At 67.1% G+C, this 22,513-nt stretch carries 23 protein-coding genes; 12 read left to right on the top strand and 11 right to left on the bottom strand.

The window, feature by feature from the left end; genetic code table 11:
* Positions 1-91: 91 nt before the first annotated feature.
* Both ACTF4R_RS19970 and ACTF4R_RS19965 read right to left on the bottom strand, forming a co-directional pair.
* Positions 92-1,357 (bottom strand): molybdopterin-dependent oxidoreductase, encoded by a 1,266-nt coding sequence (locus tag ACTF4R_RS19970; RefSeq protein ID WP_440010207.1) that lies wholly within the window; start codon positions 1,355-1,357, stop codon positions 92-94.
* A gap of 58 nt (positions 1,358-1,415) precedes the next feature.
* Entirely contained in the window at positions 1,416-2,228 is an 813-nt protein-coding gene (locus ACTF4R_RS19965; protein WP_440010204.1) for a DUF8170 family protein, read from the bottom strand.
* Between the two features lie 117 nt (positions 2,229-2,345).
* On the opposite strand from ACTF4R_RS19965, the gene ACTF4R_RS19960 reads away from it, so the two are divergent.
* Together ACTF4R_RS19960 and ACTF4R_RS19955 are read left to right on the top strand one after the other, a co-directional pair.
* Positions 2,346-2,984 carry a hypothetical protein gene (locus ACTF4R_RS19960; RefSeq protein ID WP_440010203.1) on the top strand — a complete coding sequence of 213 codons (639 nt, stop codon included), beginning with the start codon at positions 2,346-2,348 and terminating at the stop codon, positions 2,982-2,984.
* A 64-nt stretch (positions 2,985-3,048) separates the two neighbouring features.
* The gene (locus ACTF4R_RS19955) at positions 3,049-3,336 is read left to right on the top strand and encodes a DUF7553 family protein (RefSeq protein WP_440010201.1); all 288 of its coding nucleotides are present in this window, start codon (positions 3,049-3,051) and stop codon (positions 3,334-3,336) included.
* Between the two features lie 219 nt (positions 3,337-3,555).
* Here the strand turns inward: ACTF4R_RS19955 and ACTF4R_RS19950 are convergent, their stop codons facing one another.
* The gene (locus tag ACTF4R_RS19950; protein ID WP_440010199.1) at positions 3,556-4,029 is read right to left on the bottom strand and encodes a hypothetical protein; all 474 of its coding nucleotides are present in this window, start codon (positions 4,027-4,029) and stop codon (positions 3,556-3,558) included.
* 454 nt (positions 4,030-4,483) lie between these two features.
* On the opposite strand from ACTF4R_RS19950, the gene ACTF4R_RS19945 reads away from it, so the two are divergent.
* From ACTF4R_RS19945 to ACTF4R_RS19930, 4 genes are all read left to right on the top strand, one after another.
* Positions 4,484-5,914: an arylsulfotransferase family protein gene (locus tag ACTF4R_RS19945; RefSeq protein ID WP_440010197.1), complete on the top strand. Its 1,431-nt coding sequence runs from the start codon at positions 4,484-4,486 to the stop codon at positions 5,912-5,914.
* 189 nt (positions 5,915-6,103) lie between these two features.
* Positions 6,104-7,081: a WD40/YVTN/BNR-like repeat-containing protein gene (locus ACTF4R_RS19940; protein ID WP_440010195.1), complete on the top strand. Its 978-nt coding sequence runs from the start codon at positions 6,104-6,106 to the stop codon at positions 7,079-7,081.
* Positions 7,082-7,319: 238 nt separating this feature from the next.
* Positions 7,320-7,490, top strand: coding sequence for a DUF7501 family protein (locus tag ACTF4R_RS19935; RefSeq protein WP_440010193.1), 171 nt, complete (start codon positions 7,320-7,322; stop codon positions 7,488-7,490).
* Between the two features lie 159 nt (positions 7,491-7,649).
* On the top strand, positions 7,650-7,877 hold the full coding sequence (locus ACTF4R_RS19930; protein ID WP_440010192.1) for a hypothetical protein: 228 nt from the start codon (positions 7,650-7,652) through the stop codon (positions 7,875-7,877).
* Between the two features lie 178 nt (positions 7,878-8,055).
* On the opposite strand, the gene fer is transcribed toward ACTF4R_RS19930, so the two are convergent.
* Together fer and ACTF4R_RS19920 are read right to left on the bottom strand one after the other, a co-directional pair.
* A complete protein-coding gene (gene fer, locus ACTF4R_RS19925; protein ID WP_440010189.1) occupies positions 8,056-8,697 on the bottom strand; it encodes a ferredoxin Fer in 642 nt (213 codons plus the stop codon).
* A 97-nt stretch (positions 8,698-8,794) separates the two neighbouring features.
* Complete coding sequence (locus ACTF4R_RS19920; protein WP_440010188.1) at positions 8,795-9,961, bottom strand: MFS transporter; 1,167 nt, start codon at positions 9,959-9,961, stop codon at positions 8,795-8,797.
* A gap of 96 nt (positions 9,962-10,057) precedes the next feature.
* Here ACTF4R_RS19920 and ACTF4R_RS19915 point away from each other — a divergent pair, with 96 nt between their 5' ends.
* The gene (locus tag ACTF4R_RS19915; RefSeq protein WP_440010186.1) at positions 10,058-10,294 is read left to right on the top strand and encodes a hypothetical protein; all 237 of its coding nucleotides are present in this window, start codon (positions 10,058-10,060) and stop codon (positions 10,292-10,294) included.
* 88 nt (positions 10,295-10,382) lie between these two features.
* On the opposite strand, the gene ACTF4R_RS19910 is transcribed toward ACTF4R_RS19915, so the two are convergent.
* The 3 genes from ACTF4R_RS19910 to ACTF4R_RS19900 all read right to left on the bottom strand — a co-directional run bounded on the left by ACTF4R_RS19910 (position 10,383) and on the right by ACTF4R_RS19900 (position 13,377).
* Complete coding sequence (locus tag ACTF4R_RS19910; protein WP_440010185.1) at positions 10,383-10,583, bottom strand: DUF7835 family putative zinc beta-ribbon protein; 201 nt, start codon at positions 10,581-10,583, stop codon at positions 10,383-10,385.
* Between the two features lie 401 nt (positions 10,584-10,984).
* Positions 10,985-11,725 (bottom strand): class I SAM-dependent methyltransferase, encoded by a 741-nt coding sequence (locus ACTF4R_RS19905; RefSeq protein ID WP_440010183.1) that lies wholly within the window; start codon positions 11,723-11,725, stop codon positions 10,985-10,987.
* A 113-nt stretch (positions 11,726-11,838) separates the two neighbouring features.
* Entirely contained in the window at positions 11,839-13,377 is a 1,539-nt protein-coding gene (locus tag ACTF4R_RS19900; protein ID WP_440010181.1) for a SagB family peptide dehydrogenase, read from the bottom strand.
* Positions 13,378-13,747: 370 nt separating this feature from the next.
* On the opposite strand from ACTF4R_RS19900, the gene ACTF4R_RS19895 reads away from it, so the two are divergent.
* The 3 genes from ACTF4R_RS19895 to ACTF4R_RS19885 all read left to right on the top strand — a co-directional run bounded on the left by ACTF4R_RS19895 (position 13,748) and on the right by ACTF4R_RS19885 (position 16,609).
* Positions 13,748-14,713 carry an ABC transporter ATP-binding protein gene (locus ACTF4R_RS19895; RefSeq protein WP_440010179.1) on the top strand — a complete coding sequence of 322 codons (966 nt, stop codon included), beginning with the start codon at positions 13,748-13,750 and terminating at the stop codon, positions 14,711-14,713.
* A complete protein-coding gene (locus ACTF4R_RS19890; RefSeq protein WP_440010177.1) occupies positions 14,710-15,555 on the top strand; it encodes an ABC transporter permease in 846 nt (281 codons plus the stop codon). Before ACTF4R_RS19895 ends, ACTF4R_RS19890 begins: the two co-directional genes overlap by 4 nt.
* A gap of 136 nt (positions 15,556-15,691) precedes the next feature.
* Positions 15,692-16,609, top strand: a complete 918-nt coding sequence (locus ACTF4R_RS19885; RefSeq protein WP_440010175.1) for a glycosyltransferase family 2 protein — start codon at positions 15,692-15,694, stop codon at positions 16,607-16,609.
* On the opposite strand, the gene ACTF4R_RS19880 is transcribed toward ACTF4R_RS19885, so the two are convergent.
* The 3 genes from ACTF4R_RS19880 to ACTF4R_RS19870 all read right to left on the bottom strand — a co-directional run bounded on the left by ACTF4R_RS19880 (position 16,593) and on the right by ACTF4R_RS19870 (position 19,673).
* Positions 16,593-17,930 (bottom strand): TIGR00341 family protein, encoded by a 1,338-nt coding sequence (locus ACTF4R_RS19880; protein ID WP_440010173.1) that lies wholly within the window; start codon positions 17,928-17,930, stop codon positions 16,593-16,595. The genes ACTF4R_RS19885 and ACTF4R_RS19880 overlap by 17 nt on opposite strands.
* 195 nt (positions 17,931-18,125) lie before the next feature.
* Positions 18,126-19,310, bottom strand: coding sequence for an AI-2E family transporter (locus tag ACTF4R_RS19875; RefSeq protein ID WP_440010171.1), 1,185 nt, complete (start codon positions 19,308-19,310; stop codon positions 18,126-18,128).
* Between the two features lie 177 nt (positions 19,311-19,487).
* Positions 19,488-19,673: a hypothetical protein gene (locus ACTF4R_RS19870; RefSeq protein WP_440010169.1), complete on the bottom strand. Its 186-nt coding sequence runs from the start codon at positions 19,671-19,673 to the stop codon at positions 19,488-19,490.
* A gap of 229 nt (positions 19,674-19,902) precedes the next feature.
* Here ACTF4R_RS19870 and ACTF4R_RS19865 point away from each other — a divergent pair, with 229 nt between their 5' ends.
* Positions 19,903-20,304 (top strand): DUF5518 domain-containing protein, encoded by a 402-nt coding sequence (locus tag ACTF4R_RS19865; RefSeq protein ID WP_440010166.1) that lies wholly within the window; start codon positions 19,903-19,905, stop codon positions 20,302-20,304.
* A gap of 131 nt (positions 20,305-20,435) precedes the next feature.
* Entirely contained in the window at positions 20,436-22,511 is a 2,076-nt protein-coding gene (locus tag ACTF4R_RS19860; RefSeq protein ID WP_440010163.1) for a prolyl oligopeptidase family serine peptidase, read from the top strand.
* Positions 22,512-22,513 lie beyond the last annotated feature (2 nt).

Below are 22,513 nucleotides of genomic sequence, written 5' to 3'. Positions count from 1 at the left end.
CGAAGAACCGCGAGGCCGTCCCGTCGCCCTCGAAACGGAGAGGCCGACGTCCGTTCGGCGGACGACCGACGGTACCCTGCGGGTCGTCGACTCACTCGCTCCGTCGGGGTGATACCTGCACTTCGACCCCGTTCGGCCGGTAGGCGTTCGCCGCGTACCCGCCCTCGTTCCACGGGTAGACGTCGTCGGGAACGTCTCCCCACTCGTCGAGGACCGCGATGCGGGCCGGCTGGGTCCTGTCGCGCTCGTCCGTGGCCCGCGAGAGCAGCGTGGCGGTGGCTTCGGCGTCGAGGTCCGGTCTCCAGGTGTAGGCGAACAGCCGCCAGGCGCCGTCGTAGTCCGGTCCGTACAGGTCGGCGTCGTGCCACGAGTCGCCGTCGTCGGTCGACACCTCGACGCGAGCCACGCGGTCGTCGCCCGCCCACGCAACGCCCCGAATCTCGATGCGCCCGTTCTCGTCCGGCGTCACGGTCGATTCGCCGTCCGGGTGGCCGACGAGCGACATGACGTTCTCGTCGAACGTGTACGGATGTTCGACGCCGCCGACGAGCTGGTCCCACGTGTCCGCCGTCGGGACCGTCTCCTGGACCTCCGGTTCGACGTTCGCCGGATGGATGCGGTAGGCGCCGTGCTGCCAGTAGGTGTACGTCCGCCCGTCGTCTCCGTCGGCGAACGTCGCGTCGGTGACCATCGTGTCCGTGACGCGGAGTTCGTCGACCCACTTGACGCTGTTCGTCCCGTACCAGCCGGGGACGACCAGCCGGACCGGAAACCCGTGTTCGGGCGGGAGGGGACGGCCGTTAATCTCGTAGGCGAGGACGCAGTCGTCGAGCGCCTTCGCCAGCGGGATGGATTTCACGTACACGTCGCCGTCTGCGGGCGGGTCACCGCCGACGACGGTGAGCCAGCGGTCCGCGTCGTCGGTCACGTCGAGTCCGCAGTCCCTGAGTACCGCCCGCACCGGCGTTCCGGTCCAGACCGCGGTCGCGACGGCGTCCCACTCCCACTGGACGCTCCCGGTCTCCGGGTCGTGTTGGCCGCGGTCGTTCCCGGCACACTCCATCGTGTGTGCGACGGCGACCGTCGGGTACTCCGTCCGCAGCGCCTCCATGGAGAGTGTCGCGTCGTCGTCGACGCCCGTCACCTGCACCCGCCAGGCGTCCGCGTCGGCGTCCGGGATGTCGTTCCGGTGGCAGACGAAGTGTTCCTCGACCGGCGTCAGCCAGTCGGCGAACGTCCGCCGGCTCGCCGCTCCGACGACGGTGTAACGGTCGTCCTCGTCGCGCACCGCCCGCGTTCCGGGCTTGCGGTCGAGTATCGCCTCGGTCTCTGCCATCCGCGTTTCGCTCCGGTCCATGTCCCACGTTCACAACCGCGACCGGCAAAATCGTTCCGAGGCCGTGCAGCGTCGTCGGTCACTCGTCGAAAAACAGGTTCGGGTCGAACTCGGTCTCCCAGCGGGGACGCTCCGGCCCCGGCATCTCGTCGGTCCGGTCGCGCAGTTCCGCCATCGTCGTCCAGGGATGACACCGGCCCATCGCCTCGAACCGTCTGAAGAAGCTCAGATGCACCCAGCTGTACTCGGCCGGCGGCTCGTCGACGTCCCGTCGGCGCTGTGCGATGGCGTCGGTCAGTTCTCGCTCGCTGACGTCGATGCCCTCCTCCTGGGCGACCCGTACCAGCGACAGCAGTTCCTCCTTCCGGTCGTCCTCGTCGGCGTCCGAGTAGTACACCGCGAGCGCGGCGCGGACGACGTCCTCGCGGGTCGAGAGGCTCTCGCGGGTCAGGCCGACGTAGTCCCGCGGGAAGACGGACGTCTTGGTCGCGAACAGCGCCCGGACGAACCCCAGCTCCGGGCTCTCGCCGCCGTCTTCCTTCTCGTAGACGCCGGCGATGTAGTCGGCGGCCTCCCCCAGGAGGTTTATCTTGATGTCGAACTCGGGGACGACCGCGGTGTCCAGGTTGAGCGTATCCCCGAGCACGAGCGACTCGACGTTGGTCGGCATGTTGAGCCAGTTGGCGAACGTTCGCAGGCGGCGGCCGTACTCGTTCCGGTAGCTCCCGAGCACGAGATAGCTGGTGTCGGCCTGCTCGAACCGGGGAAGCTCCTCGTTCATGTATCGGACGACTTCGTGATAGTCGCCTCGTGGAGCTTCCACCCCCTCGAAAATCCGGTCGACGGCGTGGTAGAGGGCGTGGGTGTTCCGGGGGACGCGTGGGCCGCTCATCGTGCGTACGGAACGCACTTTCGTTGGCTTAAATCTTCGCATCCAGGTTGGGTAAGCATAGTATTTCCAACTTGGGTGACCCGAACAGTTACAAGCCCGCGGACGGAACTCACACGTATGAGTGACAGCGCGGACAGCCACGGACGCTCGTCCGACGGCACCCCCGCTCCGTTCGGTGGCGAGGACGTCATGCCGTTCGAGAAACAGCGCCGCGCTCACCGGTTTCTCACGCAGGAGACCCGGTACCACGTCGTCCAGGCCGTCCTCGGACACCCCGAACACCTCGTCACGCTCGACGAACTCGAGTATCTCGTCCCCAAGAACCGGTCGACGATTCGCGAACATCTCGACCGGCTCGCCGACAAGCGGTTGCTGGACAAGTACGTCTACGACGGCGACGACGCCGGCCAGCACGACCCCCGCGAGTTCTGGGGGTTCACCGAGTACGGCGTCGGCCTGCTGGACGAGTACGACTACCTGCGGTACGTCCCGGTGCTACGCGCACTGCAGGACAACCTCTACGTGACCGCGAAAATCGAACGCCACCGCGACGCTCCGCGCCCGGACCTCCCCGCCGGCGTCGTCGACGCGTTCGCCACGCCCGAACTCGACGCGGACACGGCGGCCGCGGTCGACGACGCACTCGCCGCCCGCGAACGGGGTGGTGGTCGGCTGTTCGACGCTCCGCCGGTCGACCCCGACCCGGACGCCGACACCGACGGCGACGCCGACCGCCCCATCGACGAACTGTTCTGACGGCACAGTAGCGACGTCGAATCGAGCCACCATCTCTAACTCGATTCCCGACGACGCCGGAGGTATGACGAACCACCTACGACGCGCTCGGGAGGAGATCCAGCGAGCCAGCGAACGCGCTGACGGTGAGGTCCGCGAGAACCTGCTCTCGCTCGACGAAGGGCTCGGCGAACTGACCGAAGGCGGGAAGACGCAGGGTCCCGACGAATCGAAGGACCGCGGAGAGCGATTCGAACACGTCGAGGAGAAGCTCCGGGGACTGATGGACGAGACCGACGACGAGACGGAGACGGCACTGCGGAACGCCCGGGACGAACTGGACGCGTATCGGCGGGACCAGGACCTGGCGTAACCGGCGACGAATCGGGCCACCGACGCATCGGCATCGAGAACGCTCGAACTCGTCTCCGTCGTCGCGGTGACGAGCGCCGGATAGCAGGCGTTTCCGGCGCGTGGACCCCGTCGAAACGCTCCGAGAGCGAGCCCCGGTACGACGTCTCGCTCACTCCTGGCTCGCGAACGAGCTCGGGGTTCGGGACTACCGACTCCCTCGATTCGGTGACGGCAGTGGTCAGGCCGTCCTCTCGCGGCCAGTGAGAAACGCGTGCGCCTGGCGCGGGGAGCGGTGTTCGACGCGGTGAGGGCTGACGGCACAATCGGCGTACAGGTCGGCCAACGCCGAACTGGAGTCGCTCCGAAGGAGGAACTTCCACAGGGTACGGTCGGCGCGACCGAACAGGAACGTGGCGTCGGACTCCCGGATGAGCCGGGCGATGTACGTGAGGCGTCTGTTCCAGTCGTCGTCCCACCGAACCTCGTACCGAACGCGGTCGTCGTGAACGGCGTCTTTGGAGACCGCCAGGACTTCCGGGACGGTTTCCAGGCGGCTTGCCAGTGCCTCGCGTTCGGGGCCGTACGCCCAAAACTGGGGGAAAACTCCCCTGTCGGAGTCGCCGAGCGTCACGAACTCGACGTACGTCTCCGTGTCGAGGCGGAGTACGCGTGACGGGTCGAACTCCGATGTAGAGAATTCCAGACAGTACATAGTCTACGCTCCGACGATGCACGTAAGGGGTCGGACAGACAAAAGTAGTCCCGTTTTCATCATCGATGTAGCTTCTGATTAATAGGGTGACGGCGGAGATATCTCGAGGACGGAGACGCATCACGGACGATGCGGTTTTGCCGCGGGAAGGGCGACCACGGTCGTCATCCGTTCGCAGACCGGTCGTGGGCGACCCTGCCGGCCGCGTTCGTCTTCGGCGATGGCTTCGAGCGTGCGTACCCGCCCCAGCAATCGCTCGCTCGACTGGGGCCCGGTCTCTCGCTCAGAATCCGTACGATTCCGTCGCTCGACGATACGGTCGCTCCTCTCCGTAACGGACCTTTCGGCCACGGCTCCGTCCAAGCGTGAGTTGCAACGGGCCGTTGCGTGACACTCTCCCGTGGGAGTCCGTCGTTCGTAACCGGTATAATAACGGCCATCGATAGGAAAACCAATGGTATCGAAACGGGCTTTGAGATTATTTTTCGCAGCAGTCATCGTACTCTCCGGACTCGCCGTCACGAACGCGTTCGTATCGTCACCCGCGAGCGCGACCGACTTCGAGGGGAAGTCCCAGGACGACATCATGGGAACGTCGGAGCAGGTCGCCCCGCCCCGCGGGAACGTCACCGTCATCGCGACCGACTCGAACTCCTGGCTCGGTAGCGAGAGCAACGGCCCCCGGGCACGGGCCGAACTCGTCGCGTTCAACCCCAACGGGAGTATCCTCTACTACAACGATAGCCACACGCGCTACTGGGACGTAGACCCCGTCCCCGGGACCCGGACGACCGTCGAGTACGCCTACGCCGACCACCTGCCGAAGTCGGAGTGTCCGACCGACTGGAACCTCTCTAAGCGGAACGTGAACGAAAGCGTCTGGCGAGAGTACGAGCAGGTCCACGACGAGGCCGGCGCCTGTACCATGAACGGCGTCGAACGGGTCAACCTGTCGACCGGGACCGTCACCCCGGTCTGGTCACAGGCCACGCCCGGGAAAGAAGCGACTCGCTACCACGACGTCGACCGCCTGAACTCGACGCACCTCGTCGTCGCGGACATCTTCCTCGACCGCGTGTTCACGGTGGACACCAGGGACGGACAGGTCGAATGGACGTGGAACGCCCGTGACGCCTTCCCGACGAACGCGAGCGGAGGACCGTACCCGGATGACTGGTCGCACATAAACGACGTCGAGGTACTCGACGACGGCCGCATCACGGTCAGCGCTCGCAACCACGACCGCGTGCTGTTCCTCGACCGCGAGACTGGACTCCTGAAAAACCAGACGCTCGGGGCCGAGAACGACTACGACGTCCTCTACGAGCAGCACAATCCGGACTACATCCCCGCCGAGAACGGCGGTCCGGCCGAGGTCGTCGGCGACTCCGAGAACAACCGGGTGGTCGAGTACCAGCGCGAGAACGGCTCCTGGGAGCGGTCGTGGACGTGGCAGGACCCCCAGATGCAGTGGCCGCGGGACGCCGACCGCCTGCCCAACGGTCACACGCTCATCACCGACTCGAACGGCAACCGCGTCTTCGAGGTGAACGACGAGGGGAAGATCGTCTGGAGCGTCCAGATCGCGTTCCCCTACGAGGCGGAACGCCTCGGGACGGGCGACGAGAGCACTGGCGGGCCGAGCGCGAAGAAGGCCGGTCTGGAATCGCGGACGAACGGCCCCGTCGACCGCTTCTGGATTAGCGTGAAGGACGTCCTCCCCGGCAAGTACCTGAACGGCCTGATGTACATCACGCCGGTCTGGGTCGGGGTTCAGGAACTGTTCGCCCTCCTGGGCGGCGTTCTCGCCGTGCTCGCGTGGCTGGTCTGCGAAGCGTGGTGGGCAGACGTGCCGTCGACGGTGCGGCGTCGCCTCCCCGAGTGACGAGCTTCCGGCCGGTAGCCGACGTCGCGGATGCTCCCCCGTTTTTCGACTGACTGACCGTCGCGACTCTTCGTTTGCAGCGGAATTTCGGACGCGGTCGACGAACCGCCGACCGGCACGTAGATGTAAACTTACTTTCAACAACGAGTTTCAGCAAGCGTTCAAGTCGTGTGCGGGGCAGTACGTCGTATGCTCGTAGCTGGAACCGGTGACGGTGCCTATCGCGTGACTGGACTGCGTGAAACGGACGAGACGAACGTCGAGAAGGTTCTCGACGCCCCGAGGGTAGAGCGCGTTCGTCAGTTCGACGCCGTAACGGGCGTGTTCGCCGCGACGAAGACCGGACTGTACCACTCGCCCGACGGTATCGAGTGGACGAATCTCCAGGTCCCCCGGAAGACGGTTTACGCCGTCGGTGCGAATCCCGGCGGCGACAGGATTTACGCCGGAACTCGTCCGACGGGAGTGTACGTCGCTACGTCCTTTTCCGGGGATAGCACTTCGGGAACGGCGCCCCCCGAGTGGCGCGAACTGGAGGCGTTCCTGGACCTCCCGTCCCGTGAGGAGTGGGGAGTGCCGCGTCACGACGACGTCGCCCAGGTTCGAAGTCTCCGGACACATCCCGATTCGCCGCGCAGGATAATCGCCGGCGTCGAACCCGGCGGTGTCCACGTCAGCGACGACGCCGGAGAAACGTGGACGGAGCGCAAGACAGGAGTTCACGACGACGTTCACCAACTCCACGTCGTTGGCGCTTCGGAGTACGTCGCGGCAACTGGCGTCGGCCTGTACCACACGGACGACGCCGGTCGGTCGTGGACGCGGCTCGACGAGGCCATCGAACAGCGGTACTTTCGAGCAGCCTGCACCCACGACGGCGTGTTGTACACGTCCGCAGCACGCGTCCCGCCGAACAGATGGGAAGACCACGACGCCGACCCCTCTCTGCTGGAGTGTCGAGACGGCCACACGCTGGCCGTCGTGGAGTCTCCCCGCCCCGACGAGGTAGTCGTCGGATGGACCGAAGTCGACGGCGATCTCGTCGGCGCAACGCACCGAGGAACGCTGCTCGCGAAGCGAACGGACGGATGGACGGTCGTCGGTGACGTTCCGACTCCCGACGGCCTGTACGGTCGGTACGTCGACCTCTCGTGGTACGACGAGTGAGGAGTCCGAGTACCCTCTCGCCCCGGGAGGAAATCGCCTACGAGGTCGGCGTTCGAGAGTCGTCGTCCGTGCTCCGGGGGAGCCGTGAAACCGTGTCACTCAAACTGGACGGAAGCCCGAATGAACTCCCGAGGATGACGTGGCCGCCGGAAGTAAGATGGAATATTAACACGTTATAGGCACATAAGCCATATTGGGACAGAATTTATACACGAGGCCGAAGTGCATCCGTTCGTCCATGGCTCCAACCTGGAACGACCCGAACCACTGTCCGTTCTGCGAAGCGGAGCTTCCGGATCCGGGCGCCGGATTCGTAGACCACATCGACGACCATCCGGACTGCGAGTCCGGATTCGAAGCCTGGCGCGACAACGTCGCGGACGACATGCACGGTGGCTGGGCGAAGTGACGCCGGCGGCACGCTCGCCGCCCTCGAATGTGCGACCGCTCCGGCAGCGACCCGCCCGGCTACTACAGGTCCGGGGTCAGGGAAGGCCAGCGAAGAGACCCGAACTCGCGGGGGGTATCGTCCCCGGGGTTTACTTGCCTCCTGGTCGAAAGTATCGCTATGGCCTCGGATGGGGATTCCTCGCTCACGCCACTGGCCCAGGATGCGGTCGACGCCCTCGCCACGGCAGTCCCTGCCAACGAGAGCTTCGGCTACGACCGAGCGTACTCGATCCTCGCGGAGGCGGAAGGTCTCGACCAACCGGCCGCCGACGATATCCTCGAACGACTGCTCTCACGGGGATATCTCTACGAGGTAGACGGATATCTTCGCCTCACCGACTCGTAACGGGACGACGGTGACGACGGCTGTAGCCGGCATCCGCGAACGTCGAGTCGCACCACTGGACCAGCCCCTGGTGGTCCCGGAGTGACGAGGCGAGCGTGGACGGCGTTCAGGCCCCGGCGGACGTCGTGAGTAGGGCGAACCCGGGGACTGGTGACCCGAACGACGACCGGCGTGGCGGCTAATCGTCGGAGTGCGCCTGCCCGAACTGGCGGGGTGGCAACCGGAGTTCGTCGAGGTCGGGGAGGTGTTTGACGTTGTAGACGACCTTCATCTCGTCCGTCGTCGGCGTACCGATGCAGGACAGTCGGAGTCCGCGTTCGATCATGTCCGAGGAGAGAACGTGATTCGAGGGCATCTCCAGTTCTCCTTCCAGGACGGCGACGGCGCAGTTCGCACACGCGCCACCTCGACAGGCGTACGGCCACGCGTGTCCGCTGTCCTCGGCGGCCTCCAGAAGGGTCTCGTCGGGGGGCGCCCGGAACCGACCGCCGTCCGCCGGGTCCAGTCTCTCGTCTGCTGCCTTCTCGAACAGGCTCTCGTCGTCGAGGTCCCACGCGTAGTCGTCGAGAACCGCGTAATCTATGTACTCGACCTGGGTTCCCGGTTGCCGTTGCTCGACGATGTCCTCGCGATCGGGGTCGTACTCCTCGGTCCCGTATCCGGCCCGGATTCGCTCGTACGCCGTCTGGACCGCCCGAAATTCGTCGACGGAGCCACCCTGGTCTGGATGTGCCTCCTTCACCCGCTCTCGATACGATTCGACGATTTCCGCCTCGTCCGCATCCGGATCGACTCCGAGTACGTCGAACGGGGAATCCACACGTAATGATAGGAAATCAGGCCCATAAATCCTCTCCAGGGACCGTGGTAACGAGGGACGTGCCGGAACCGGCGACGACGTATCGGCGGTACCCGCGTCACCCGCCACTGGGGAGGCGCCCCGTCACGTACAGCGCCGCGACCACCAGTACCACCCCACCGACGAGCGCCGCCAGCCCGCCGAACACCGCGTCGAATCCGTATCCGGCTTCGGTCAGCGTGCCGACGGCTGCGGTGCCGTTCGCCTCGACCAACAGGGAGAGACCGGTGAACGACGCGTACGCGGCGTCCCGGTTCTCGTCCGGGAGGGCGCTGAGGACGTAGGTGTCCAGGGCGGGAAAGAGGCTGTGGATGGAGTAGCCGATGGCGACCGAGACGACGAGGACGGCGAGCGGTTCGCCGACGCGAGTGAGCGCGACCACCGAGCCGACGAACCCCGTCAGGATGGCCAGGATGTAGGGAACGTGTGGCAGGCGGTCGGCGAGCCGTCCGCCGAACCAGAACGCGGGCAACCCGGCCGCGAACACGACGGTGAGGAGGAGATTCGCCGTCGAAGCCGACATCCCTTTGGTCGCTTTCAGATACGTGACGTAGAAGTTGAACAGTCCCTGCCAGGTGAAGCCGGCGACGCCGACCATCAGGAGTCCGGTCGCGACGAGTCGCCAGTGCGACCGCAGGGCGGCGAGGAACTCGCGGTCGGGCGTGGCGCCGTCGGCGGTTTGGGACTCCCGAACGACCGCGGCCAGTACGACGCTGAACGAGACCGCAGCGACCGCCAGGAGGGCGAACACTGCCCGCCACGAGGCGAAAAACAGGACGCCGATAACGATGCTCGGGGCGAGAACCGCCGCCAGTTGGGCGGCCGCGCCGTGGATGCCCACGTTTCGGCCGACCGCGTTCGGATAGAGTTCCGCGATGAGCGGCACCGCGGCGACGAAGTACGCGCCGGTGGCGACGCCGAGCAGCAGCGTCCCGGCCTGGACGACGACCAGAGAGTTCGCGACGACGAGGAGCCCCGACGCTGCAGACAGCAGAACGCCGGTAGCGAGGACCGCTCGACGACGGGAAACGTGGGTGAGGACGTACCCCATCGGGATGCGCGGAATCGCGGTTCCGAGCCACACCAGCGAAACCAGCACGCCGACGGTCGCCTTGTCGACCGCGAAGGCGACCATCAGCGGCTCCAGCAACGGTGCGAAGACCGTTCGCCCGAAGTTCATCAGGAAGACCAGCCCACAGAGGGTTCCGAACAGATGCCGTCTCACTACGTGTCCGTACCGAGGCGGCCGACTCAACTATTCCGGCGACGGCAACGGAGCTCCCCGTCGGCTTTTCCCGGTCGAGCGCCTACCGGACGACGCATGGTTCGCTCTCGAACGGTCACCGCGGTGGTCGGCCTCGTCGGCAGCCTCCTCGTCAGCGCCCTCCTCTGGTGGTACTTCGACACCGTCGCGTTCTTCCTGTTCGTGCCGTTCGTCCCCTTCCTGTTTCGAAGGGGCGAACCGGACGAACCCGTCCGGGAGTGTCCCGCCTGCGGGTTTCGGACGACGGACGACGCGTACGAGTACTGCCCGCGAGACGGAACGAAGCTGGAGTAGACGGACCCCCGATCGGTGACGGCGCGGCCGCTCCGGGTCGCGGAGACGTCGAAATCGAAGAATCAGTCGTCGGCGGCGACCGGGGCGGTCACGCGTTGTTCATCCGCTGGCTCGCCGTTTCGCCGCACATCCGGCAGCGAGTGACGCGGTACGGTTCGCGAGAGAACTCGGCGTTTTTCTCTTTGTCGCTTTCGGTGCGGATTTCGATAGATACGTCGTGCGGCGTCTGGACGGCGCAGGTCTCGCACCGCTCGACACCGTCACCCGAACTGTGGTCGGTTCCTATCATGGTCGTCGTTCCTCTTCGCCGGGTTCGCCAGCGTGTCTCTGTCGGAAGCGCCGGCCGTGGGTAAGGATTCGCTCGAACTGATTAGGTCGTTCCCGACGAATCGACGCGACGTCGCCGAAGCCGACGGCGTTCTTTCCGACGCTCCGCTTTCGGATGGTTTCCAGAGCGCCTCGGTACCGACCACCACTCGTGACTCCTCCGGCAGAGGCTAGAGAAGCGATAGCTACCATCAGGGAAGGGTCGCGCCGAGGGCGTCGGCGACCGACGCCGCATCGACCGCGGCGACGCGTCGCCTCGTCCTCCGCACGGCGACCGCCGTCGCCAGCGACCGTTTCGACGGGGCCGGAGCGAAGCGCACGACTCCGACCCCCTCGCTCGGCAGCGATGGCTGGACGCTACCGTTACGGGAAGAGGTTCCTGGCGGTGACGAGCTGAAACCGCCGGAGTCGCGGGACGAGGTCCGTCGCTCGCTCCGCGACCGTCATCTTCAGGGAGGCGTCGTCGTCGACGTAGTGCCAGTTCCGGTAGTCGACGCTCACCACCGTCAACCCGTAGGTGGTCAGGAGCTCCCTGACCTCCGACGTCGCCCAGTGTCGAACGTGGCCCATGTGGCCTCGTTCGCTGAGTTCCGCGTACTCGCTGGTCGGCGACGGTCCGACGTTACCTCCCAGCAGATAGTCGTAGAGGTCGAAGATGGAGTGGGCGTTCGGAGTCGACAGGAACAACGTCCCGCCGGGTTCCAGCACTCGCTCTATCTCTTCCATCGCGTGGAGCGGGTTCTGCCGCAGATGTTCGAGGACCTCCGAGAACAGGACGACGGAGACGCTGTCGTCCGCGAGGGGGAACGGTTCGGTCTCGATATCGCACGCGTGAACTGTCAGCGCGTGCTCGTCGACGTACGCCGCGTGCCGGGACGGGTCGAGGTCGATACCTGCGACGTCGTACCCCGCGTCGTCGAGGAGGAACGTGAAGTGGAACGGGGCGGCACCGACGTCGAGGATGGCGTCGTCGTGGCTGGCTACCTGCGTCGTCCGGTCGTACAGTTCGTGATAGCGGTGGTCCGGCGTGTACTTCTCGCTCCAGGCGGCGTAGTCTCCCTCGGCCTCGGAGAACGATTCCTGGAGCGCCTCTAAGTCAGCCATTTCGTGTGCCTCCCCCGGCTAAAATCAGGGAGTTCCCTTAGGTGACACGGCCGGCGGTTCGCGTCGGCGACCGCCGGACTGCGCGCCACGCCCCGACCCGGGCCACGGACGAGTCACGTCTCCGGTTTCCCGAACGCGAACAGCGTCATCGGCGTCTGGTTCGCCGCCCGGGGGGAGAACTGCTCGGTCACGAGGTCGTCGAAGAACGTGAAGCCGCGGCCGCCGAGGGCGCGGTGGGCGTAGGTGGCGAGGTACAGCCGTCCCAGTTCGATTCCGGCCGCCAACTGGGCGACCCGGTAGCCGCGGTTCCCGACCGCCTCCACGACGGCGTCGACGTCCGCCATGAGGTAGACGTTCACCGCGGCGTCGCCGACGACCGACTGGCCGAGCGCGAGGCGGCCGGCGGTGCGACGGTCGGCGTCGCCGAGACGTTCGAGGACGTTCGCCTCGGGATGGTACTGGTAGGCTCCGCTCGGAACGTCGTCGACGGCGTGGACGAGACAGTAACAGTCGACCAGTCGCCGACTGCCGTCGGACCCGAGGCAGTCGAACGGCACGCCGCGGAGCGCCCGGTCGAGCACCGTGGCGAACTGTCGCGGACTGACGGCGTCGTGGCCGTACTCCCGCAACGACCCCCGGCGCTCGACGGTGGCGCTCACGGGACGACTCGACGCCGTCTCGGCGTCGACCGGGTCGAGCGCGATCGTCTCGCCGTCGCCCGGCCCGTGGGTTCCGAGGGCGTCTTCGGGGAGTTCGTCGAAGCCGTCGCGCCACGCCCGTGCCGCCTCGCCGTCCGCCACCCTGCTCTGGCGCCACGCGTCGGGGACCAGCGGATAGTCGACGACCTCCTCCGACGGCGGCGTCTCGACCGGGTCGATAGCCGCGACGTCCGACGCGTCCGGGACGGGGTCCCCGCTGCCGACGGGGACGAGTTCGAGGGGCGCTTCCTCCTCGGGGTCGACGCCGAGCAGTCGAGCGACGGCGTCGTCCGCGAACCCGGTGACGACGGTCGCCCGGCGTCCGGTCCCGTGCGCGACGGCCAGCAGGTTGGCGAGGATGGTGCCCGAGTCCCAGAACGCGTGGCGATACGTTCGCTCGCGGTACTTCCAGGCGTTGCGCCACCACTCGGAGGTGGCGACGAACGTCACCGGTGCGTTCGACACCGACCGCTGGTTTCCCGCCGCCCGTGCGAGCGCGCCGCGGTAATCGCCCTCGCGGAGCACGTCGAAGGACCCGGAGTCGGGGTCGAAATGGTAGACGCCCGGGGCGAGTCCGTCGACGTCGCCGACGACGGCGTACAGGTCCACGTGGTAGAGCTTCCCCGTGCAGGACGCGGCGCGAAAGCGCATCCACCGGCCCTGCTTCTCCAGTTCCTTCGTGACGCCCGTGGAATAGTGACAGAGCGTGACGACGTCACGGAAATCGACCGAGGACTCGTTTTCCCCGTCCCGCGGGTCGGCGCTCGCGTTCGCGACGGCCGACAGCGCCGGCTCCTCGACCGACCGCATCGGCTCCGGCGGCGAGACTCGCGCGCGGTCCTCGTACACCTTGTACGGCCGCGGCTTGTTCGCGTAGTCCAGCGAAAAAGCGTCGTTGCGGACGCTCTCTATCGAGTGTTTCGTTCGCTCGTGGTACTCCCGTGCGTCGACCATCGGTTCGTCAATGGACCACGAGTCACAAACCGTTTCGGACCGTCTGGACCGGTCCCCCTCAGGAGACGGGCGAAACCGCGGCGACTACCGAACGGAGACGGTCGGCACGGGCCCCTTGCGGACGACCGCCCGAATCGGACATTACTGGTTCCGTCGGTGTCCGGAGCATCCTCCGGCTTCCTCCCGACTTCTGTCGACTCGCGGGGAGGAGTCGTCTCCGGTCGTCGTACTCGTCCGTCGCGACCCGTCGAACGCTCGTCTCGGCGGCCGTTGCAGGAACACCCTCAGCTATTTAATCTCTCCCCGAGCACACATATCCGATGTCAGCCCTCCGACTGCTCCCCGCTGCCCGCAGAGAACGGGAGGACCCATGCCAGCGATAGAGATCACGGACCTCACGAAACGGTACGGCGACGTTACCGCGCTCGATTCGCTCTCCCTGTCGGTGCCCGAGGGGACCGTCTTCGGATTCCTCGGCCCGAACGGAGCCGGAAAATCGACGACCATCAACGTGTTGACGGACTTCATCCGACCGACGTCGGGGTCCGTCTCGGTCCTGGGGTTCGACGCCCAGACGGACAGCGTCGCGGTTCGAGAGCGAACCGGCGTCCTCCTCGAAGGGTACGACGTCTACGAGAATCTCACCGGCCGAGAACATCTCGAACACGCTATCGCGATGAAACGGGCGGACGACGACCCCGACGAGTTGCTCGCCCGGGTCGACCTGGAGGACGCCGGCGACCGCGAGGCCGGCGGATACTCGAAGGGGATGCGGCAGCGACTCGCCATCGCGGCCGCGGTCATCGGCGACCCCGAACTGCTGATCCTCGACGAGCCCTCGACGGGACTCGACCCGAACGGGGCCCGTCGGCTCCGCGAAATCGTCCGCGAGGAGAGCGAGCGCGGCGCGACCGTCTTCTTCTCCAGCCACATCCTGGACGAAGTCGAAGCGGTCTGTGACAGCGTGGGAATCCTGCTGGACGGACGACTCGTCACGGAAGGGACCGTCACCGAACTCCGGGACGAACTCGCCGCCGAAACGACGCTGACGGTGACCGTCGAGCGGACGCCACGGTCGGTTCTGGCGGACCTCCGGGGAATCGACGGCGTCGCCACCGTCTCCGCCAGCGGTTCCCGCATCGTCGTCGAGTGTCGCGGCGGGGAGACGAAACTCGCCGTCCTGGAGCGCATTCACCGGTCCGACGCGGGATTCGTCGACTTCACGACCGAAGAACCGTCGCTCCAGGAGATCTTCTCCAGATACACGACCGAATCGGGCGGCCGCGACGCCGACGATACGCCCGTCCTGCAGCGCGTGGGCGGTGACCAGACGTGAGACGGAAAGTCCTGCTGGTGATGCGACGCGACGTCCTCCAGTCGAGGCGGGACCGGACGCTGCTCGGTCTCGGCGTCGCGTTCCTGCTACTGACGGCCGTGACCGCCTTCGTTCAACAGTTGCTCCACAGCCCGTACGCTCCACCGCTCACGACCGACGAGACGATATTCGCGGGCGGGTCGCTGCTCTCGATTCTCGGCCCGCTCGTCGTCCTCGTCGCGACGTACGGGGCAGTTCTCAACGAGCGGGCCTCCGGTGCCGTTCGGTTCACGCTCGGCTTGCCCGTCTCGCGGGCGACGGTGTACGCCGGGAAGTACCTCGGCAGAATCGGCATCGTCCTCGGGACCGCAATCGTCGGATTCGCGGTCGCGACGGCCGTCGTCCTGCTCACCTATCCGACGGTGTATCTCGGCCAGTATCTCCTGTTCGTCGCCGTGACGCTGCTCTACGCGGCCATCTGGGTCGGGTTCGGTCTCAGCATCTCGGGGACGTTCAGCTCGGTGACGCGTGGCGTGGCGGCTCTCGTCGGCGTCTTCGTCGTCTTTCGGCTCGGCTGGATGGGTGTCCAGATGGTCGGTCTCCGCCTCGCCGACGCGTCGGTGTACCGGGACACCCCCGCGTGGTACTTCCTGCTCGGGCGCCTCAATCCGATGAACGCCTACGTCAGGGTCTCGAACGAACTGATGGTCGAACCCGAACGGTACCATCCGCTGCTCACGCATCCGGGGAACGTGGAGACCGTCTGGGTCTCCGCGGAGTTCTCGTTCGCCGTTCTCGTGGTCTGGGCCGTCGTCGCACCCCTGTTCGGATACGTCCGATTCGGTCGGGCGGACCTGGATTGACGTTCGTCGCCGCTCCGCCTCCGATGGCGTCGTCGTATCGAGCACTCGGGACGCGTCCGATGCGACCGCTCGCCGACGTACACGACCCTGATATCAACGAAAACGCATTTCTCCCTCCCGGTCCGAGACGGAAACGATGGACGAAACGCCGCCGACGAGCGTGCTTCTTCCCACCACTCGATGGACGTCCGCCTGCGCGGACGTGGCCGACCAGCTCCGGCCGGCCGACGAACTCCTCGTCATCTGCGACGCGGACACGGACGCCGTCGCCGACCGCAGCGACGACCTTCCCGAAAACGTCCGCCTCGTCGTCGCCGGGGAACCGACGAACTGTTCGGGGAAGGCGAACGCCATCGCGACGGGGATGGAGAGCGCTCGACACGACCGACTCGTGTGGACCGACGACGACTTTCACCACCCGCCGGACTGGCTCGCCGGTCTCCACGCCGACTACGAACGGCACGGCCCGGTGTCGGAGCTTCCCTTCTTCGTCGGGCGCGACCCGCTCTCGCTCCTCCTCGAACCGGTCTACGCACTCGGCGGGACGCTCGGGGCCTACGCGAACGACAAAGCCTGGGGCGGGGCCGTGATGTTCGAGCGCGACGACCTCGACGTCGACGCGTTCCTCGCCGAACTCCGGCGGACGGTGAGCGACGACGGCCTGCTCTCGGAGTATCTGGACACGACCCCTCTCAGACGCGTTCGACGCGTCGAAATCGGCGGAACGATCCGCGAGACGCTCGAACGACACGTCCGCTTCACGCAGATCGTCCACCGGCACGAACCGAGAGACACCGCGCTCATGGGGACCGTAACGGCGGCGGTCGCCGCGTTCTGTCTGCTCCTGCCGACGTACGCCTTCGGCGTCACCACGCTGCTCCTCGCGGGAATCTACGCCATGTTCGGCGTCCGTCGCTGGACGGCGCTGCTGGCCTATCCGGCGATACTCGTCCAGTTACCGCTCATGGCCTACGCGCTCGCTCGCCGAACCTTCGTGTGGGGCGGCCGGCGGTATCGCTGGCGGAGCAAGTTCGACGTCACGGTGGTCGAGTGAGCGCACGCTGCCCAACGCTCCTCGAGACGTCGGCCACCCCGGACCGCTGCTCCTCGATGAACCCGACCCGGACTCCGGTTTCCCGGCCGGTGGCGTCCGTTATCCGGCGGTCGAGCCGACTGGCGACGTCCGGCGGCGGCCGATAGCCGGCCGGACGGCCGACGACGACCTCCACCGACGCCGGGCGACCGAGCAGCACGTCGGCGGGCGAGTAGTCGACCTCTGCGTCGACGTAGTCGAGCCTGTCGTACTCCGGACTCCCGAGCGCGGCTTCCGCCTCCGCGGTCGCTTCCTTCTCGAAGGTCGTCGCCTGGTACGAGGCGAACGTGACTGCCGCGAGCACGACCGAGAGCACGACGATGCCGGCTACGATGCGGATCGTGTTCGACCGGACCGCTGCCCTCGCGTGGTCCGCGGCCGCCGCCTCGGGCGGTCGGTAGCCGGCGAACCAGAACACGAGCAGCGCCGAGAGGTTGATGCCGAGCAGGTTCACGAGCACGAGGACGGTCGCGGTGACGGCGACGCCGAAGTCGAGCCACGCGATACCGATGCCGGCGGTCGCGGCCGGCGGCACGAGCGCCACGGCGATGGCGACGCCGACGAGCGCCGACCCGGCACCCCGGAAGATGCTGATGGCGCCCGCGACGCCGGACCCGAGCGCGAGGAACAGCGACAGGAAGTTCGGGTTGGTCCGCTCGGCGATCTGTGGTACCTGCCGGATTTCGAGGTCCGGCGGCACGAGGACCGTCCCCCGGACGAGCGCGGCGAGCGCGGCCGCGATGACGATGGCCAGCAACAGCCCGGCGACCTGGAGAGCGACGCCGCGCCGATACATCGCCGTGTTGTCAATTACCGTTCCGACGCTCGTGGAGATTGCCGGTCCCATCAGCGGTGCGACGACCATCGCGCCGATGATGGTCGCCGTCGAGTCGAGCAGCAGTCCGGTGGTCGCGATGACGGTGCTCAGGATGAGCAGGGCGACGTACGTCGACAGCGCCGGTGCGAGGTCCTCCGCTCGCGCCATCAGCTCCTCGCGCGAGATGCGAAGGCCGGAGTACCGCTCAGTCAGCTTCTCGATGCGTCGGGAGACGACGGTCTCGGTCGGCAGGACGATGGTGTAGGCATCCCCCTCGACGCCGGCGGCGCGCAGGTCGTCCATCACCGGCTCGACGCCGCTCGGCGGGACGGGAAACGACACCAGCGCCTCGAACTCGCCCCGTCCCGTCTCCTCGACCACTGCGTAGTCGATGTCCTGTCCGTCCAGCGCCGCCAGGACCGAATCCCGTCGTCCCTCCGGAATCATCACTTGAACGAGACGCATACCACCCGCACGACATCCAATCCGATAACGTCACGGGTGCGTCACTTGTCGGCGCGTACGCTGACGCGATTTTCTGAACCAGGCCCGGTACGGCGTCGTCGGACTGCGTCGCCCGGCCGCGCCGTCGCCGACTGTGCCTCTGACTACCACCGGGCCCTCCCGCCGGCGCGACCTCGCGGCGCGGACCCGTTCGGTTCAGACGGACGGGTCCTCGTCCCGACGGCTTTCGTCGGACTCCGCTCGTTCTCCTTCGGCGCTCTCGTCTGGAGGACGCTCCTCACCGGCACGTTCGCCCGTGGTCGGGGCGTCGGCCGGGCGGTCGCGGAGTAGTCGTGGAACCACCACCCAGAGAAACTGGACGACGACGACCATGACGAACGGTCCGAGGAAGATACCGTACCAGCCGAAAATCGGCGGTCCGAGCAGGTACGCGAACATGACCAGCCCGGTATGAAACAGCCGTCCGGAGAGGTACGGCCGGACGTACGTCCTGATGACGTTGTCGAACGCGAAACCCATGACGACGAAAAAGAGGATCGGGAACCAGAGCAGGGTCGGGTCGGTCCGGACCGCGACGACGCCCAGATAGAGGACGACGAGGAAGTACACGATGGATCGCCCGACCAGCGGAACGAGCGTCGCGAGGCCGGTGGCGATTGCCACGAGTACCGTCATCGGAATCGCCATTCCCGGCGGTGCGACGACATTCAGGAGATTGTAGATTATCGCGGACGCGATGACGATGACGAAGATGGTGAGCGTGTACCCGAAGAAGACGGAACTGAGACCGCGGTCGACCGCCTGCAGGTAGTCGTAGGTCGTCCCCTCGTCGGTGACCGTGCGCCGGAACCAGTCGGCGATCGCATCCTCGTCACGGACGAGGAAGAAGACGAAGATGAGCGTGAGAAACAGGTTGTACATCTGGGTCGCGAACGCGCCGACGAACGCGCCGAACTGGTTGAGAACGGACTGTATGGACGGGTCGCTGAGCAGTTCCGTGACCGTTTCGTACACCCGCGCCGGTTCGGTCGGTATCGTCTCGACGTCGACCCCCGGGAAGAACGTTCGTGCGAACCGCTCGATGTCCGCCGGACGTACCGCCGAGAGTTCGCCGACCGCGACGACGACGACCGCGCCGAGCAATCCCACGAACGGTAGGACGATGACCGCCATCGTGACGAACGACGCGACGCCCGACGAGACGCCGCGGTGCTGGAGCCAGCGGGAGATCGGTCGCGCGACGTAGTACAGGAACAGACCGAATATCAGCCAGCCGAGGTACGCGTCGAGCGACACCACGAGGACCAGCGCGAGCGCGACGGCAAACAGCGTCCAACCGCGTCCCGACTGTCCTGACTCACTATCGTTCCGGAACTCCATCTCCCTCCTCCGACCGTGAGCGCTACGCTAGACGTTCGGATAATTCGTTCGGGCGAACACGACCGCTGTCGCCCCGACGTTTGGGCCGCAGACGGCGGTGACGGCCGCTTCGTCGACCTCGAAGTCCCCTGGAAACGCGAGAGCCGAACCGCCTCACGACAGAGACGTGAGAGGCGGTCAGAGGGAACTACGGTGCAGTTCGACGACGGGCTCTAACCCGTCTCCCTCGTCCCGTCTCCGCCAGATCACCTCGACGACGTTGTAGACGTCTCCCCGAAGACGGACCACCTCGTTCTTCCGCGGCGGAGCGTCCATCTCGTAGGTGATCTCTTCGAGACCCTCGGCATCGAAGACGACGCGCATACGAATCGACGACGGTACGTACGCTCTTAACGCTGTCCGGCGTTCGGCTGACAGCGCCGTCCGACCGCTCGTCGACGCGTCGCATCCCGACTCCCGCTGCGGGTCCGAACGACCGTTAATCCATCCGCCGGAGGTGCTTCAGTACCGACGGAAGGAGGGAAACCGGAACCGTGAACGTACCGTACCTTTGTAAAGAATACTTATCGATTCCCGGCGCCTCCACCCGCCCATGGACATCAACTGGAGAGCCGTCCTCACCGGATTCCTGACCGCGTTCGTCCTCGGAATACTCGTCGCCTGGCTCGTCCCGCCGGCAGGGACGTCCGGGCTGGCGCAGGCGCTCCCCGGCCTCGTCGGCGGCCTGGTCGCGGGGTACATGGTCGTCGGCGCGGGACGCGGGGCCGTCCACGGTGGCCTCGCCACGGTCGTCGGGGGACTCGTCCTGCTCGTCGCGTGGCTGGTGCTGGGGACCCTGTTCGCCGGCGTCTTCCCGGCGGTCACGGGATTCGCGCTCGGTCTGGCCATCCTGCTCGCGCAGGCGATTCCCGGTGCCATCGCCGGCGCTATCGGCGGGTGGGCGAAAGGCCGCCGCACCGCGACTCGCGAGACCGTCGGAACCGAGACCCGCTGACGGACCGCGCTGGACGGCGGCGACCACCGGCCCGCGGACGCCGAGAGCGGGTAAGACTCGCCAGACCGCACGTCCGTCGCCACGACCCCCTACGCTTTTCAGATAGAGGGCGGAACTATCCCTTCGACGTCATGTCGAGCCTCGAAGAGTCACCCGAACCGCCGCCGACGCGACGCGAGGTCGTCACCGAGACCCTCCACGGAACCGAGATTCCGGACCCCTACCGCTGGCTGGAGGGCGACGGCGAGGCGGTGCGGGAGTGGACCGACGCACAGAACGACTACGCCGACGTACACCTCGACACCGCTACTCGCGAGCAGTTGCGCCCGGAGATGGAGGAGCTGGCCGAGGTCACGGAGTACGGGGCGGTCAAGGCGGAGAACGGCCGGTACTTCCAGACCGTGGAGGCGCCCGACGACGACCACGGTCGACTGCTCGTTCGGGAGTCGCCGGACGGGGACGGAACCGTCCTGGTCGACCCCAACGCGTGGCCGGCCAACGACGACGAGGACGCGCCGACGCGGTCGATGAGCTGGTTTCTGCCGGCTCCCGACGGCGAGCACGTCGCCTACGGTGTCACCGAGGGCGGCGACGAACACGTCGACGTCCACGTCGCGACCGTGCCCGACGCCGAGACGGTGGCCGTGCTGGAAGACCGGGGCCGCGTGCATCTCGGACTGATCGGGTTCGACGCCGTGAGTCCCGGAATGCTCGCGTGGGACGCCGACGGCGAAGGGTTCTACTACGTCGCCACCGGCGGCGCGGATGCGGGCGCCCAGATGGAGACGGAACTGCGCCACTGGCGGTTCGACGGGAGCGAGGAGACGCTGCTCGAACACGACGACCAGCACGTCTGGCCGACGGTCAGGACCGACCGGGCGTCCGGGACGCTGGCGGTCGGCTTCTCGGCGGTCGGCGGCGGCATCGACTGGTACGTCGAGGTCGACGGGGCGTTGCGCCCCGTCGTCGCGGACGGCGACGCCGAGACGTTCGTGGTGTTCCACGACGACACCGTCTTCCTCCAGACCGACCACGAAGCCCCGCGCAAGCGCCTCCTCACCTGTTCGCTCGGGCGGTTCCGCGAAGGGGACCTCGCGTTCGACGAGTGCGAGACGGTGCTGCCGGAGCGTGCGGGAATCCTCCAGTCGTTCGCCGTGACGACCGAGCACGTCGTGGCGCAGTACCTCGAAGACGCCCACTCGCGGCTCGCCGTCTACGACCGCGACGGCGGCCACGTTCGCGACCTCGACCTGCCCGACTACGCGTCGGTGTCGGACCTGCGGGCCGACGACGCCGAAGCGGTGCTCTACCGTGTGGAGTCGTTCCACCGACCGCCGACGCTCGTTCGGGCGGACCCGGCCACCGGCGACCGTCGCGAACTCGTGCGGGCCGACGTCGACGTCCCCGAGGGGCTGGTCGTCCGCCAGGAGTTCGTCGACTCGACCGACGAAGCAGAGGTTCCCGTGTTCGTCTGCCACCGGGCGGACGTCGAACGGGACGGGGACAACCCGGTGGTACTGCACGGGTACGGCGGGTTCCGCTCCAGCAGGCCGCCCAGCTTCGACCGGTTCCGTCTCCCTTTCCTCGCGGACGGCGGCGTGTACGCCCAGGTGTGTGCCCGCGGCGGGCAGGAGTACGGCGAGGCGTGGCACGAGGCCGGGATGCTGGCGGAGAAACAACACACCTTCGACGACTTCGTCGCGGCCGCCGAGCATCTCCGCGCGGTCGGCTACGCGGACCCCGACCGGCTGGCGGTCACCGGCCGCTCCAACGGTGGTCTGTCGGTCGGTGCCGTTGTCACCCAGCGCCCCGACCTCTGGGCCGCCGCGCGCTGTTCGGTGCCGCTGCTGGACATGCTGCGGTTCCACCGGTTCCTGCTCGGGGAGTCCTGGACCACCGAGTACGGCCACCCCGAGGACCCCGAGGCGTTCGAGTACATCCGCGAGTACTCGCCGTACCACAACGTCGAGCGGGGCGTCGACTACCCGCCGGTCCTCTTCACCACCGCGGTCGGGGACACTCGCGTTCACCCCGGCCACGCCCGGAAGATGACCGCGCGGCTGCAAGCCGAGGCCGACGGCGGTCCGTTCCTCCTCCGGACCGAGACCGACGCCGGCCACGGGGGCGGAACGTCGACCGCTGCGCTCGTCACGGAGCAGGTCGACGAGTGGACGTTCCTCTACGACCGACTCGGGATGGGCGAGTAGCA

The sequence above is a fragment of the Halomicrococcus pelagicus genome, from assembly GCF_051917725.1.
In the GTDB taxonomy this organism is placed as follows: domain Archaea; phylum Halobacteriota; class Halobacteria; order Halobacteriales; family Haladaptataceae; genus Halomicrococcus.
Note: the sequence above shows the minus strand (reverse complement) of the source record. Positions and strands in the feature narration are given on the sequence as shown.